Annotated in this window: 16 protein-coding genes and 1 pseudogene; 4 read left to right on the top strand and 13 right to left on the bottom strand. The window is 42.1% G+C overall.

The window, feature by feature from the left end; genetic code table 11:
- A pseudogene (locus BM378_RS20470) lies at window positions 1–348 on the top strand (IS4 family transposase); the annotation flags it as partial.
- Window positions 349–394: 46 nt separating this feature from the next.
- Here BM378_RS20470 and BM378_RS17545 read toward each other — a convergent pair.
- The 8 genes from BM378_RS17545 to zapE form a co-directional block, all read right to left on the bottom strand.
- Window positions 395–835 carry a ClpXP protease specificity-enhancing factor gene (locus tag BM378_RS17545; RefSeq protein WP_036971255.1) on the bottom strand — a complete coding sequence of 147 codons (441 nt, stop codon included), beginning with the start codon at window positions 833–835 and terminating at the stop codon, window positions 395–397.
- Complete coding sequence (sspA, locus tag BM378_RS17540; protein WP_036971257.1) at window positions 835–1461, bottom strand: stringent starvation protein SspA; 627 nt, start codon at window positions 1459–1461, stop codon at window positions 835–837. Before sspA ends, BM378_RS17545 begins: the two co-directional genes overlap by 1 nt.
- A 79-nt stretch (window positions 1462–1540) precedes the next feature.
- Window positions 1541–2278, bottom strand: a complete 738-nt coding sequence (locus tag BM378_RS17535; protein WP_036971260.1) for a cytochrome c1 — start codon at window positions 2276–2278, stop codon at window positions 1541–1543.
- Window positions 2275–3540 carry a cytochrome b gene (locus tag BM378_RS17530; protein WP_036971263.1) on the bottom strand — a complete coding sequence of 422 codons (1266 nt, stop codon included), beginning with the start codon at window positions 3538–3540 and terminating at the stop codon, window positions 2275–2277. Before BM378_RS17530 ends, BM378_RS17535 begins: the two co-directional genes overlap by 4 nt.
- Window positions 3540–4130 (bottom strand): ubiquinol-cytochrome c reductase iron-sulfur subunit, encoded by a 591-nt coding sequence (gene petA / locus BM378_RS17525; protein ID WP_036971266.1) that lies wholly within the window; start codon window positions 4128–4130, stop codon window positions 3540–3542. Before petA ends, BM378_RS17530 begins: the two co-directional genes overlap by 1 nt.
- Before the next feature lie 782 nt (window positions 4131–4912).
- Complete coding sequence (gene rpsI, locus BM378_RS17520) at window positions 4913–5305, bottom strand: 30S ribosomal protein S9 (protein WP_095209788.1); 393 nt, start codon at window positions 5303–5305, stop codon at window positions 4913–4915.
- Between the two features lie 8 nt (window positions 5306–5313).
- Window positions 5314–5742 carry a 50S ribosomal protein L13 gene (rplM, locus tag BM378_RS17515; protein ID WP_036971273.1) on the bottom strand — a complete coding sequence of 143 codons (429 nt, stop codon included), beginning with the start codon at window positions 5740–5742 and terminating at the stop codon, window positions 5314–5316.
- A 371-nt stretch (window positions 5743–6113) separates the two neighbouring features.
- A complete protein-coding gene (gene zapE / locus BM378_RS17510) occupies window positions 6114–7202 on the bottom strand; it encodes a cell division protein ZapE (protein ID WP_036971276.1) in 1089 nt (362 codons plus the stop codon).
- A gap of 177 nt (window positions 7203–7379) precedes the next feature.
- On the opposite strand from zapE, the gene BM378_RS17505 reads away from it, so the two are divergent.
- From BM378_RS17505 to BM378_RS17495, 3 genes are all read left to right on the top strand, one after another.
- Window positions 7380–7823: a Z-ring associated ZapG family protein gene (locus BM378_RS17505; RefSeq protein WP_036971279.1), complete on the top strand. Its 444-nt coding sequence runs from the start codon at window positions 7380–7382 to the stop codon at window positions 7821–7823.
- A gap of 123 nt (window positions 7824–7946) precedes the next feature.
- A complete protein-coding gene (locus BM378_RS17500) occupies window positions 7947–9299 on the top strand; it encodes a Do family serine endopeptidase (protein WP_074989677.1) in 1353 nt (450 codons plus the stop codon).
- A gap of 98 nt (window positions 9300–9397) precedes the next feature.
- Window positions 9398–10480, top strand: coding sequence for a trypsin-like peptidase domain-containing protein (locus BM378_RS17495; RefSeq protein WP_074989676.1), 1083 nt, complete (start codon window positions 9398–9400; stop codon window positions 10478–10480).
- Between the two features lie 53 nt (window positions 10481–10533).
- On the opposite strand, the gene murA is transcribed toward BM378_RS17495, so the two are convergent.
- The 5 genes from murA to mlaD are packed head-to-tail and all read right to left on the bottom strand — an operon-like array spanning window position 10534 to window position 13586.
- Complete coding sequence (gene murA / locus BM378_RS17490; RefSeq protein WP_036971287.1) at window positions 10534–11793, bottom strand: UDP-N-acetylglucosamine 1-carboxyvinyltransferase; 1260 nt, start codon at window positions 11791–11793, stop codon at window positions 10534–10536.
- 15 nt (window positions 11794–11808) lie between these two features.
- Entirely contained in the window at window positions 11809–12066 is a 258-nt protein-coding gene (locus BM378_RS17485; RefSeq protein ID WP_065978178.1) for a BolA family protein, read from the bottom strand.
- Between the two features lie 5 nt (window positions 12067–12071).
- Window positions 12072–12365 carry an STAS domain-containing protein gene (locus BM378_RS17480; protein ID WP_036971292.1) on the bottom strand — a complete coding sequence of 98 codons (294 nt, stop codon included), beginning with the start codon at window positions 12363–12365 and terminating at the stop codon, window positions 12072–12074.
- Window positions 12358–13035 carry an MlaC/ttg2D family ABC transporter substrate-binding protein gene (locus BM378_RS17475; protein WP_074989675.1) on the bottom strand — a complete coding sequence of 226 codons (678 nt, stop codon included), beginning with the start codon at window positions 13033–13035 and terminating at the stop codon, window positions 12358–12360. Before BM378_RS17475 ends, BM378_RS17480 begins: the two co-directional genes overlap by 8 nt.
- Window positions 13036–13037: 2 nt before the next feature.
- Window positions 13038–13586 carry an outer membrane lipid asymmetry maintenance protein MlaD gene (mlaD, locus tag BM378_RS17470; protein WP_036971296.1) on the bottom strand — a complete coding sequence of 183 codons (549 nt, stop codon included), beginning with the start codon at window positions 13584–13586 and terminating at the stop codon, window positions 13038–13040.
- Window positions 13587–13597: the final 11 nt, after the last annotated feature.

The following is a 13597-nucleotide window of genomic DNA, read 5'->3' as shown; positions in this document are numbered from 1 at the left end:
AAACATACATTACGTAGTAAGAAGCCAGACATGGTACGCCAAGAGTTATGGGGGTTACTACTCGCTTACAACTTAATACGCATAATCATGCTTGATGCAACTAAAGAAGAAGATATCTTGCCTACTCAATTAAGCTTTAGCCAATCTATGCGGCAGGTAATCGCTTTCTTCATGTTTACGCCAATACATAGTGCAAGTAAGTTACCTGTTCATTATGATGAGTTACTGACAACACTTAGGTTGTTTATCTTACCCGATAGGCTACCAGACAGGCATTATCCAAGGGTGATAAGAAGGAAACCAAATAAGTATCCTTACAAAAGAAAATGCCAGTCAGCTCTTAACTGACTGGCATTACGCATTTAAGCGGGTTTTTTTTGAGCATTTGAAAAGGCTACTTGATCACTCGTAAGTGAGCACCCTTCTTTTTCTCAGGCTTAGCAGGTGGCTCATCATCTGGCGAAATATCGTCAGGCGTTTCAACACTTTCTAATACCGGAGCAAACTCTTCTTCGTCCTCGATGAATTCTTCTGCAGTAAATACAGTCCCTTCACCATTCTCACGTGCATAAATTGCGAGCACAGCTCCCATAGGCACATACACCTGCATTGGTTGACCACCAAAGCGCGCATTAAAGCTTAGCTGTTGGTTATCCATAGCAAAGTTTGTAACTGCCGATGGGCTAATGTTTAAGACAATTTGACCGTCTTGAACAAATTGCGTTGGTACTTGTACAGCAGGAAAATCAGCGTTCACAACAAGGTGCGGTGTACACTGATTATCAACAATCCAATCAAAGAAAGCGCGTAGTAAATAAGGACGATTTGGCGTCATTATAAACGGATCTCACGCTCTGCTTCAGTCAATGAAGCTTGGAAAGATTCACGCTCAAATAAACGCAGCATGTATTCTTTAAGTTCTTTAGCTCCCGAACCTGAAAGCTCAATGCCCAGTTCAGGTAAACGCCATAATAGCGGTGCTAAATAACAATCAACTAAGCTGAATTCTTCGCTCATGAAATAAGGCGCTTCAGAGAAGATTGGTGCAATTGCAAGTAATGCTTCAGTTAGCTCTTTACGTGCTTGTGCTGCTTCACTGCTACCGCTTGTGATTTTATTCGCTAAGCTGTACCAATCAGTATCAATACGGTGCATCATTAAGCGACTACGGCCACGCATAACCGGATAAACAGGCATTAGTGGAGGATGAGGAAAACGTTCATCAAGGTATTCCATGATGATGTTTGCCTGATATAAACCAAGCTCACGATCGATCAGTGTGGGTACTGTACCGTAAGGGTTAATTTCATGAAGTGCTTCTGGCAGGTTATCCTTTTCAGCCAGGTGAATGTCAACACTTACACCTTTTTCAGCAAGTACAATGCGTACTTGATGGCTATACATACAGTTAGCACCAGAAAACAGGGTCATTACAGGGCGCTTATTGGCAGCTACGGCCATGCCTACCTCCATTATATTACAAAAACAGCAATAGGGGCTTAAGCCCCTATCACAAAATTACCTTTCAAAACGTCCAGAATTAGTGAACATCTCTCCAGTATTCTTTCTTCAGCATGAATGCCAAGATAAATAGAATCACTAAGAAACCAATTACCTTAAGACCTAACGCTTCTGACTCTAAACGTGACGGTTCGCCTACGTAAGCTAAGAAGTTAGTTAAGTCACGAGCAGCACGATCGTACTCGTCGTCACTCATTTCACCTGTACCATCTGTTTCAGTGCCAACAACCTTAGTCACTGTGTGACCATGTTCCTCGACTTCTTCAGTGATAGGTGTCGGTAAACCTTGTAGTTCTTGAAGAACGTGCGGCATACCTACCGATGGGAAAACAATGTTGTTTACACCAAACGGGCGAGATTCATCTTTATAAAATGACTTCAGATACGTATAGATCCAGTCAGTACCACGAACTCGCGCTACAAGCGTTAAGTCCGGTGGCGCTGCGCCAAACCATTTAGCTGCGTCATCTTTCGCAATTGCATTCTTGATGTGACTACCTACTTTTGAACCGTCAAAAATAAGTTGCTCTTGACCAATTTCAGTAGGAATACCGATATCGCGGAACGTACGCTCATAACGTTGATACTGCATTTGGTGACAACCAAGACAGTAGTTCATGAACAATTTAGCACCACGTTGCAAAGACGCATTGTCTTTTAGGTCAATGTTCGCGTCCATTAAAGGAACCGAAGGACCTGCTGCCATCGTCAACGTTGGCAACAATGCGAATAAACCGATAATTAGCTTTTTCATCATTTCGTCAACCTCGTTGGTAATGGCTTAGTTTTCTCGTTCTTGCTGTAAACAAATAACAATACGAAGAACATAAAGTATGTCACAGTCGTGATTTGCGATAACAGCGTTTTGAAATCAGTTTGTGGTGTTGCACCAACCCAACCTAAGATAACAAATGTTACCACGAATTGAGCAATGTTTAACTTGTGTAAGCCACAACGATAACGAATAGAACGAACCGAACCACGGTCAATCCAAGGTAGTAACGCAAGCACTACGATAGATGCACCCATCGCGATAACACCAATTAGTTTATCTGGGATAGCGCGCAGAATCGCATAGAATGGCGTGAAGTACCAAACAGGGAAAATGTGCTCAGGTGTTTTCAGTGGGTTCGCTGCTTCGAAGTTTGGCGCTTCTAAGAAGAAACCATTCATCGCAGGCATAAAGAATACAACCCAACAGAATAAGATTAAGAAACCAACCACACCCACAATATCTTTAACTGTGTAGTAAGGGTGGAACGGAATTGCATCAACAATGTCTTTCTTGTTGGTGTAATACTCGTGGAATTTAAATTTAGGCTTATCTTCTTCAGCCACAGAGCCTTTCTTACGCTTAATTTCAACACCGTCTGGGTTGTTTGAACCCACTTCGTGTAACGCAACAATGTGTAAGAACACTAAGATAACGATAACTAAAGGAAGCGCGATTACGTGTAGTGCAAAGAAGCGGTTAAGCGTCGCACCCGAAATTACGTAGTCACCACGGATCCAAAGCGTTAAATCATCACCAATAACCGGAATCGCACCGAACAGTGAAATGATTACCTGCGCACCCCAGAACGACATTTGTCCCCAAGGTAGTAAGTAACCCATGAAAGCTTCAGCCATTAGCGCTAAGAAGATGAACATACCGAACAACCACAGTAACTCACGTGGTTTTTGGTAAGAACCGTAGATCATGCCACGGAACATGTGCAGATAAACAACGATAAAGAACGCTGATGCACCTGTCGAGTGTAGGTAACGAAGTAACCAACCGTATTCAACATCACGCATGATGTATTCTACTGATGCGAATGCACCTTCAGCTGATGGTACAAAGTTCATTGTTAACCAAATGCCTGTTACGATCTGGTTAACAAGCACTAACATAGCTAATGAGCCAAAGAAGTACCAGAAGTTAAAGTTTTTAGGTGCTGGATACTGTGCAATGTGCATGTTCCAAACACGAGTCATTGGAATACGATCGTCGATCCAACCAATAATTTTACCAAACATTACGCCGCTCCTTTTTCTTCACCGACTAAAATAGTCGTGTCATCAAGGAAGGTATACGGAGGAATCTCTAGATTCAATGGTGCAGGTACAGATTGGAATACACGACCCGCCATATCAAATTTAGAACCGTGACACGGACAGAAGAAACCATCATCTGTGCCTTCAACTTTCTCACCAAAGCCACCTTGTAAGAAGCTTGGTGAACAACCTAAGTGCGTACAAATACCAACAGCAACGAAAATTTCTGGACGTTGCGAACGGTATTCGTTCGTTGATGATTCAGGTTGTTGAGGCTCTTCAGACGCTGGATCACGAAGTTGCCCCTCGTGAGCTTTCATCTGCTCAAGCATTTTTGGTGTACGATTGATAACCCAAACAGGTTTTCCTCGCCACTCAACACGAATTAATTGTCCTGGCTCAAGCTTGCTGATATCTACTTCTACAGGCGCACCCGCAGATTTAGCTCGCTCACTTGGATTCCAAGACGCAATAAAAGGAACAGCAGCCCCAGCCGCACCAACACCACCAACAACAGAGGTAGCTATGGTTAAAAAGCGACGTCGGCCATTGTCTACAGGCGCATTGCTCATCCACTTATCTCCACTATGATTCCCAACACTTGCCATATTGAGAACATCAGTTACAGCAGGTTAATTTTTAGAAATTTTAAAATAGACGCGATCATAATTAAAACCCTTGATTAAAACAAGGTTATTCACAGTCCCATGCTCGAATAAACCCCATTTAATGAATTATTAATTTGGGTAAGCTCGAGTATGAAGCCGTTGGTTATGATAACGCATATAAAAAACAATATACTGACCAAGATCAACCTCACTAAGAGGAAACAGAAATCTGCATTAGCTGTTGTTGAACTCACTCACATTACTTGCCCCCCAATTGTAGCAAAAAAATTCATCAATTAACTGATGGATTTGAGCTTATTTTGCGAAATCGTGAAGTTTTTTTAATGTAATACGAAGGAATTGCCAAGACCGGTTAAATATCGAACGAAAAAAACGGACCATACGCAGGTTACAACTTTCTCTGTTTGATCCCTATTCACATCAGTAATCGTAAATTTAGTGGTTAGTGGTTAGTGGTTAGTGGTTAGTGGTTAGTGGTTAGTGGTTAGAACAAAATAAATTACTTTAACCTCAAACACGCTTTTTATGTGTGTGATCTAACGTCTAATTTCTAACGTCTAATTTCTAACTTCTAACTTCTAACTTCTAACTTCTAACTTCTAACTTCTAACTTCTAACTTCTAATTTCTAACTTCTAATTTCTAACGTCTAATTTCTAGAAGAAATAGCTAAAAACAAAAAACCCAGCCGAAGCTGGGTTTTTGAAATTCTGATAAACGTAAATATTAACGTTTTGAGAATTGTGGACGCTTACGAGCTTTCTTAAGACCCACTTTCTTACGTTCAACTTTACGCGCATCACGAGTAACGAAGCCTGCTTTACGAAGTGTAGGACGTAATGACTCGTCAAACTCCATAAGTGCACGAGTGATACCGTGACGGATAGCACCAGCTTGACCAGTAGTACCACCACCTGAAACAGTGATGTGTAAGTCAAACTTTTCAGTCATTTCAACGTGCTCTAATGCTTGACGAACAACCATGCGAGCAGTTTCACGACCGAAGTACTCTTCTAGAGAGCGCTTGTTAATTACGATGTTACCAGTGCCTGGGCGTAAGAATACGCGAGCACTTGAACTTTTACGACGACCTGTACCGTAGTATTGATTTGCCATGATAGTGCTCCTTAAATGTCTAGAACCTGAGGCTGTTGTGCAGCATGGTTGTGCTCAGTACCCGCGTAAACTTTAAGTTTACGGTACATAGCGCGGCCTAAAGGACCACGTGGCAACATGCCTTTAACAGCTTTTTCGATGATCATTTCAGGCTTTGCAGCTTGAAGCTTGTCGAAAGTAGTAGACTTAAGACCACCTGGGAAACCAGTATGTGAGTGGTACATTTTGTCTTTTGCTTTATTACCAGTAACAGTAACTTTCTCTGCGTTGATAACGATGATGTAATCACCAGTATCTACGTGAGGAGTGTACTCAGCTTTATGCTTACCGCGTAGGCGACGAGCGATTTCAGTAGCGATGCGACCTAAAGTTTTACCTTCAGCGTCAACTACGTACCAGTCACGTTTTACTGTTTCTGGCTTAGCAACAAACGTTTTCATTTATTAAAATCCAATGTTTTTTAATTTAAAACCACAGGTAATTATTTTTAATTACCGCTCTAAGTTGAATGCTTTAACCCCTTCGAGTTTAAGACTTTGCGCCATCAATTAGAGGCTAAACTAATATCTGGCAATAGAACGCAACGTGGCAGACGCGGGAGTATACCAGCACTTAAACCACATTGCTAGATGATGGTTGTTTTTTATTCTAAGAAATCAGAAATCAGAAATCAGAAATCAGAAATCAGAAATCAGAAATAATATTTACGCACTTAATGTGAGCGATGGCTTTTTTATCAACTTATTTATAAAGAAAGCGTCATCTCAAGTGGCTAATTTCTGAAAACTCACAAAAAACAACTCAACAATGACTATGCTAAATGCTCTCGCGCTAAATATTCGAGCGACTGCATTTCTTGTAATCGGCTAATACAGCGCTTAAATTCAAAGTTTAAGTTACCTTCACTGTAAAGTTCAGTGATCGGTTTTTCTGCAGAAATAATAAGCGTCACATTGCGCTCGTAAAACTCATCAACCAATGCAATAAAACGACGTGCGGCATCGTCATTTGCTTGTCCTAATGCTTTTACATTCGAGAGTATGACGGTGTTGTATAAACGGCTGATCTCCATATAGTCGACCTGACTACGGGCTGTTTCACACAACTCGCTAAAATCAAACATCACGATACAATCAGACACTTTACGGGTTTTTATCATGCGCCCTTCTATTTCAATAGCGGTATCTAAAATGCCGGGCTCAGGTGAAAGCTTATCAAAGTATTCAAATAAGTTTGCGTCTGCTTGCGCATCGAGCGGACTATGAAAAATTTCGGCCTGCTCTAAGGTCCGTAAACGGTAATCAACCCCTGAATCAACATTTACTATTTCAGTATTTGCTTTTACTAATTCAATTGCTGGTAAGAAACGCGCACGCTGCAAGCCATTTCTATATAGCTCATCTGGAACAATATTCGACGTTGCCACAAGCACAATACCGCGCTCGAACAAGGCTTCCATCAGGCCGCCTAGCAACATTGCATCCGTGATATCTTGTACAAAAAACTCATCGAAACAAATAATATCTGTCTCCGACTTAAAGATATCAGCAACGACGTTCAGTGGATTACTGGTGTTTTTTAACTTTTTAAGCTCATCATGTACACGGTGCATAAACCGGTGAAAGTGCACACGCATTTTACGCTCAGTAGGCAGTGCTTCGTAAAATGTATCAACCAAATAGGTCTTACCTCTACCAACACCGCCCCAAAAATAAAGCCCTTTTATAGCTGGCGTGCTATCTTTAGAAAAGAGCTTGGCAAACCATCCCTTGGCGGCTGGCTTGTCAGCAGTTAAGTCATCATAGAGTCTTTGCAAATGACGAACCGCATTTTCTTGCGCTGCATCATGTACGAAGTCTTCACGTTGTAAATCTTGTTGGTATTTCTGCCAAGGAGTCATAGGTCGTTACAATAAAACACAGTTAAATTTGCACAGTATATTAACACGCATCGTATCTCAGGGTATATTAGCCCGCAGTATGATTTCACAATCAAATTAAGCATATTTTAATAAAGATTGGACTATAAATGCTTTTAAGGCATAAGTTTTAGTTATTTTTCCCAAAGGGGTGGATTTATGGGCACAATTACCTGGGTAGGTATTTTAATCATCGTTGCAATCGCAGCATTCTTTATTGGTGCATTTGTAACCAAAAAGCAATTTAAACAAGACGAGCTAGAGCATCAAGTAGAACAAGCCAACAATGCACTTGAACAATATCGTCAAGATGTTGCCGATCACCTTGCAAGCACTGGCAAACTGGTTTCAAAAATGAAAGACAACTACGATCAATTGCTCAATCATGTTGAAGAAACAAATAAGTTACTCCTAACAGATAAAAAGCAGCACCCTAATGAGCCGTTCTTTTCAAAAGAAACCACGGAGCAATTACAACATTCATTACAAGACCGCCAAAGCGATCGCTCAAACGCAGAAGCGCAGCCTGCCGACTATGTAGTAGGTGAAACAGGTCTATTTGCTGGTTCAAATAAAGTTTCAGAACATTCTAAAGCCTCTTGATGAACTTTTTTTTGACCCCATAGTCTTTAGATATAACAGCTTTATATCTAAACGAAGAAAAGGGCTGCTTATGCAGCCCTTTTTAGTTTTTGCTTTATCTCTGAAGTGGAGTAAACCCAGACTATGAAAATGAAATTATCTGTTATTAGTGCTGCTATTTTATCTACTAGCTTATTGTTAACCCCTGCAATTTCAATGGCCAAACTTCCGGTGGCTGTCAATGGTCAACAACTGCCAACGCTCGCACCAATGCTTGAACAGATCACCCCAGGCGTCGTGAGTATTCAAGTATCAGGGTCTAAAGAAGTCCGCCGTAGAGCAACCCCTTTCGATGACTTTTTTGGTGTGCCGCGTGGGGGCAGTCAAAAGCGTCAATTTAGTGGTCTTGGTTCTGGTGTGATTATCGATGCCGATGAAGGTTATGTAGTGACCAATAATCACGTTGTTGAAGATGCCGAAAAAATGGTGGTCACGCTTGAAGATGGCCGTGAGTATGAAGCAACAAAAATTGGCAGTGACAAAGAGTCTGATATTGCCTTGTTACAAATCGATGCTGAGGATTTAACCGCTTTAAAAATTGCAGATTCAGATAAGCTTCGCGTCGGTGATTTTGCTGTCGCGATTGGTAACCCGTTTGGTTTAAGCCACACTGTAACCTCTGGGATCGTAAGTGCCCTTGGCCGCAGTGGTCTAAATATAGAGGGCTATGAAGATTTCATCCAAACCGATGCTGCGATTAACCAAGGTAACTCGGGAGGCGCGCTTGTTAATCTAAACGGCGAGTTAATCGGTATTAACACCGCAATTTTAGGTGCCTCTGGCGGTAACGTGGGAATTGGCTTTGCCATTCCATCAACAATGATGAAAAACCTTGTTGATCAAATTATTGAACACGGTGAAGTACGCCGCGGCTCACTCGGTATTTCAGGCCGTCCGTTGGATGCAGGGCTTGCAAAAGCGCAAAAGCTTGATGTTAAGCAAGGTGCCTATGTCATGCAGGTAATGGATGACACCGCAGCGAGTAAAGCGGGCATAAAAGCCGGAGATGTTATTATTAGTGTTGATGGTACTGAGATCAGTGGCTTCCACGAACTACGCAGTAAAATTGCGACCCTAGGTGAAGGCAAAAAAGTGAAGCTCGGTATCTATCGTGATGGCAAAGTGAAAATAGTAAATGTCACACTTGATGGCGCCGCGACTTCTGTTTCAGCTGGTGAAGAAACACACCCTGCATTCCAAGGCGCAACGCTTGAAAACACGCAAAAGAGCGATGGGAAAGGTGTTGAAGTTGCCTCAGTAGAAGCACGTTCACCTGCCGCACGTGTGGGCTTAGAAGAAGGTGACGTGATCATGCAAGTGAACCGCCAACGTGTTGAGAATATTCGTGACATGAATAAAATTATCGAAAACACGCAAGGTAACATCGTACTCGGTGTGAAACGCGGCAGAGAGCTTGTTTTTGTTCTGATCCAGTAAACTTAATTGATAAATCATGAAAAAATAACAGCGGTGCTTGCCGCTGTTATTTTTTTTGTGCCATCATTAGGGGATTGCTCACTGATAATAAGAATATTGTGCTAAAACTATTTAAATTTATTCTTCCACCACTTTTTACCGGATTAGGGATTGCTTTTTTGGTGGTGTTATTTAGCCCCAGTTTACGCAGCGCACTTTTTCCTAATGTAAACTTACCAGCCGCGATTTCGTCTGAGCATATGAGCTTTTCTAGCGCTGTGCAAAGAGCCGCTCCTTCGGTGGTGACCATCTTTTCTGAGAGCATTTCAAACCAACCGCGATACAAACGTCAAAATACGATTCAAGAGTTAGGATCTGGCGTGATCATGTCGCAAGATGGCTACATATTAACCAATTACCATGTGATCAATAATGCGGACCAAATTATTGTGATCTTAACCGATGGCCGTCGCTTTTACGACGTTCAACTAATTGGTTTTGATACCATAACTGATTTAGCCCTCCTAAAAATAAATTCTGATCATTTACCTGTGATCCCCGTCAACGATAACTTCAAGCCCCGAGTAGGCGATGTTGTGCTCGCAATTGGTAACCCACTCAATTTAGGTCAAACAATTACCCAAGGGATTATTAGCGCCACCGGCAAGCAAAAAATCACCGACAGCCCCTACAATAACCTATTACAAATGGATGCGGCCATAAATGTGGGGAACTCAGGGGGAGCATTAGTTAACTCACGAGGCGACCTTGTGGGTATCACATCTGCGCAATTTAAAACCCGTGAAAACTTAGATATTCAAGGTATCTTCTTTGCTGTGCCCTACTCTCTTGCAAAAGATATTATGGAAAAGCTAATTAAACATGGCCGTGTCGTCCGTGGTTACCTAGGCTTTACTGGAACCGCTGTGGACAGCACCGGAAAAGATGTAAGCGACAGCTACACTCCAGTAACGGGTATGCGTATAAATAACCTAGATCCCCTTGGTCCTGCATGGCAAGCGGGTATAAAAGAGCAAGATATTGTCATTAAAATTGCCGGATTATCGGTTGCAAACCCACAGCAAGTGCTTGAGAAAATAGGCAATACAGAGCCGGGTAAAGAAATTGAATTTGAGCTGTACCGTGATGGCAAGATTCTAAAAATAATGGTCACCGTCGCAGAACTCGAAACCAAGTTATAGCAATAAAAAAGGCCTAAATAATATAGGCCTTTTTTAAACAAGCAGTGCTGCTTTTAACTCGAACGACGCTTAATATTAGCACCCAATGCACTGAGCTTATCTTCTATGCGTTGATAACCACGGTCAACGTGATAGATTCTATCAACGATTGTTTCACCTTGTGCCACAATCCCCGTCAGTATAAGACTGGCTGACGCACGTAAATCCGTTGCCATCACTTGTGCACCCGATAACCTTTCGGTATCACCACAAATCGCCGTGTTGCCCTCTAAGCGGATATTGGCTCCCATACGCTGTAACTCAGGGACATGCATAAAACGATTTTCAAATATCGTTTCGGTAATTGTTGCACTGCCCTTCGCCACGACATTAAGCGCGGTAAATTGTGCTTGCATGTCTGTTGGGAAGCCAGGATGTGGCATGGTCTTAATATTCACCGCTTTTAATTCACGGCCACGCATATCTAAGTAAATACTGTTATCGGTTACTTCTACGAATGCATTTGTCGCACGCAGTTTCTCAATAACAGGGTCAAGGCTATGGTGATCGGTGTTTTTACAAAGCACTTCACCACCGGCCATCGCAGCAGCAACCAAAAAAGTGCCCGTTTCGATACGGTCAGGTAAAATACTGTACTCGCAGCCTGACAGTGATTCGACACCTTCAACTTCAATTCGGCTCGTACCGGCTCCAGTTATCTTTGCCCCCATGGCAATTAAACAGTTAGCAAGGTCCGTGATTTCAGGCTCACGTGCTGCATTCTCAAGCACCGTTTTGCCATCAGCCAGTGTCGCTGCCATCAATAAATTTTCTGTGGCCCCTACACTTACCATTTCCATGAAAATTTCAGCACCTTTCAAACGACCGTCTACTTTGGCGTTAATGTAGCCGTTTTCTACTTTGATAACCGCCCCCATACGCTCAAGGCCTTGGATATGGATATCAACAGGACGTGCACCTATCGCACAGCCGCCAGGCAGCGATACTTGTGCTTCACCAAAACGTGCCACAAGCGGGCCAAGTGCAAGCACTGATGCACGCATTTGCTTTACTAACTCATACGGAGCGAGTGTTTTATTAACGGTTGCACCGTCGATAACCAGCGTATCTTGTTGCCATTCAACATTAGCACCTAAGGTCTTTAATAAAGCCTCTGTGGTACCAATATCGCGTAAACGAGGCACATTGCTAAAAGTACTTTTACCCTGCCCTAAAAGCGCAGCAAAAAGAATTGGAAGAGCGGCATTTTTAGCGCCAGAGATAGTAACTTCACCTGCCAGTGAGGTACCACCTTGAATAACGAATTGATCCATAAGTGGAGCCTACGACTATTGAGGTAAAATGAATTTTTGTTCGCGTTTCCATTCAGTGGGTGTGAATGCTTTAATTGACACCGCATGAATTGTACCGTCTGAGATAGTTGACATTAACGGGGCATACACCAATTGCTGTTTTTTAACGCGAGTTAAACCGTCAAAACACTCACCCACTGCAATCACTTCATAGTGGCTACCATTTGCTTTAACAATGACTTCATCTAATTTTAGTTCGTCGCGTAATAACGTTTCGACTTGGCTTGTTTCCATAAATCTCACTCAAATAAGTTTGTGACCTGTCCCAACTGCATTAACTTTTGCAATTGCTCAGGTGTATTTTGCAGTTCAAGGCGAATACCTTGCTGCTTTAATTCTGCGAAAGAGTGAATTAACCAAGCTAAGCCCGCTGTGTCAACCCTCGATACATCAGAAAGGTCAAAATACCATGTTTTATGCTTAGATTCTGGCTTAGCGTTAAGAAGGCGTTCATGGCCAATTGAATTTCGAGTCAGTTCACCACTGACTCGAAACTGGTTATCTTCAAGCTGAGTAATCGATATTTTACTCATCACCACCTTCGCCTCTAAACTGAACAGGAAGCTGGCTCTTTTGCTCAAGTAAGTCACTCACATACTCAATACCTTGCTGGCGAAGGATACCTTGCATTTCGCTTTGCTTAGCATCTAGTAAACTGATGCCCTCAGCAATCATATCGTATGCACGCCAATTTCCATCTCTGTCTTCGCGTACTTTAAAATCGATTTTAATATCAGGTTTACCTGGTTCAACAATCTTCGTTTTTACAACGACAACATCTTGGCCTTTAAACGGCTGCGCAGGTGCAAACTCGACACTTTGATTGGTGTACTGAGTAAACACACCGGCGTATGTGGCAATCAAATATTTTTGAAATACATCGATAAAGCGCTGAAGCTCTTTAATCGCTTTGGCTTTTTCTTCTTTATCTTCAATCGCACGCACTTTTGAGACATGATTACCTAATACACGCAATGCCGCGTATTTGTAATCAATGTAGGGCATTAACTCTTCTTCAACAATGGTACGAAGATACTCTTTGTCTTTCTCTATTAGTGGTTGATCGTTGGTGATTCTTGCAAAAGTGTTATCAGACACTTTACGCACCATTTTATAAGGGTCTTTTAAATCAACCTCGGGTTCAGCGGCCTGTGTATTAAACGCAAATACCACAGCCAAACAGATTAAAAATTTCTTAAACATAATTATTCACCACCCTGGTTGAATAAGAACTGACCAATCAACTCTTCTAATACTAACGCTGATTTTGTATCGGTAATAAAGTCACCATCGGCGAGCGCTCTACTTTCAACACCGAACAAATCATCCAATCCTGCATCTTGCTCATCCACAGTCACATCTTCACCCATACAACGTTGTTCAGCAGATTGCGGTGCAATAACAGGATTAATCCCCAAATACTGCTCACCCAAAATCCCTGATGTTAAGATAGAGATAGACGTTGTGTCTGAAAACTTACATAAATAATTGGCGTCAATGGCCATATTAACCACTGGCACAAACTCTTTTGGGTGAATTGAAATAGACTCAACACGTCCAATCACCACGCCCCCGACTTTAATTGGGGCACGGGCTTTTAAAGAGCCAATATTTTCAAACTTTGCATTCAGTTGGTAAGTTTCACCGTTACCACTAATGCCAGCGTTAGCCACTTTAAATGCTAATAAAGCAAACGCAGCAATACCAAGGGCTACAAAAAAGCCAACTAAAATTTCTAATTTCCGTGAATTCATCTTTATACCCT

Origin of the sequence: Pseudoalteromonas lipolytica, from assembly GCF_900116435.1 — a bacterium.
In the GTDB taxonomy this organism is placed as follows: domain Bacteria; phylum Pseudomonadota; class Gammaproteobacteria; order Enterobacterales; family Alteromonadaceae; genus Pseudoalteromonas; species Pseudoalteromonas lipolytica.
This window is presented reverse-complemented; position numbering and strand designations above follow the sequence as displayed.

What these genes read in the sequence shown, in the direction of transcription:
- rplM (WP_036971273.1), bottom strand. Translation starts at nt 5,742, where the DNA reads ATGAAAACGTTTGTTGCTAAGCCAGAAACAGTAAAACGTGACTGGTAC.
- BM378_RS17485 (WP_065978178.1), bottom strand. Translation starts at nt 12,066, where the DNA reads ATGGAAACAAGCCAAGTCGAAACGTTATTACGCGACGAACTAAAATTA.
- BM378_RS17480 (WP_036971292.1), bottom strand. Translation starts at nt 12,365, where the DNA reads ATGAGTAAAATATCGATTACTCAGCTTGAAGATAACCAGTTTCGAGTC.
- BM378_RS17545 (WP_036971255.1), bottom strand. Translation starts at nt 835, where the DNA reads ATGACGCCAAATCGTCCTTATTTACTACGCGCTTTCTTTGATTGGATT.
- sspA (WP_036971257.1), bottom strand. Translation starts at nt 1,461, where the DNA reads ATGGCCGTAGCTGCCAATAAGCGCCCTGTAATGACCCTGTTTTCTGGT.
- BM378_RS17505 (WP_036971279.1), top strand. Translation starts at nt 7,380, where the DNA reads ATGGGCACAATTACCTGGGTAGGTATTTTAATCATCGTTGCAATCGCA.
- mlaD (WP_036971296.1), bottom strand. Translation starts at nt 13,586, where the DNA reads ATGAATTCACGGAAATTAGAAATTTTAGTTGGCTTTTTTGTAGCCCTT.
- zapE (WP_036971276.1), bottom strand. Translation starts at nt 7,202, where the DNA reads ATGACTCCTTGGCAGAAATACCAACAAGATTTACAACGTGAAGACTTC.
- BM378_RS17475 (WP_074989675.1), bottom strand. Translation starts at nt 13,035, where the DNA reads ATGTTTAAGAAATTTTTAATCTGTTTGGCTGTGGTATTTGCGTTTAAT.
- BM378_RS17530 (WP_036971263.1), bottom strand. Translation starts at nt 3,540, where the DNA reads ATGTTTGGTAAAATTATTGGTTGGATCGACGATCGTATTCCAATGACT.
- BM378_RS17500 (WP_074989677.1), top strand. Translation starts at nt 7,947, where the DNA reads ATGAAAATGAAATTATCTGTTATTAGTGCTGCTATTTTATCTACTAGC.
- murA (WP_036971287.1), bottom strand. Translation starts at nt 11,793, where the DNA reads ATGGATCAATTCGTTATTCAAGGTGGTACCTCACTGGCAGGTGAAGTT.
- BM378_RS17535 (WP_036971260.1), bottom strand. Translation starts at nt 2,278, where the DNA reads ATGATGAAAAAGCTAATTATCGGTTTATTCGCATTGTTGCCAACGTTG.
- petA (WP_036971266.1), bottom strand. Translation starts at nt 4,130, where the DNA reads ATGAGCAATGCGCCTGTAGACAATGGCCGACGTCGCTTTTTAACCATA.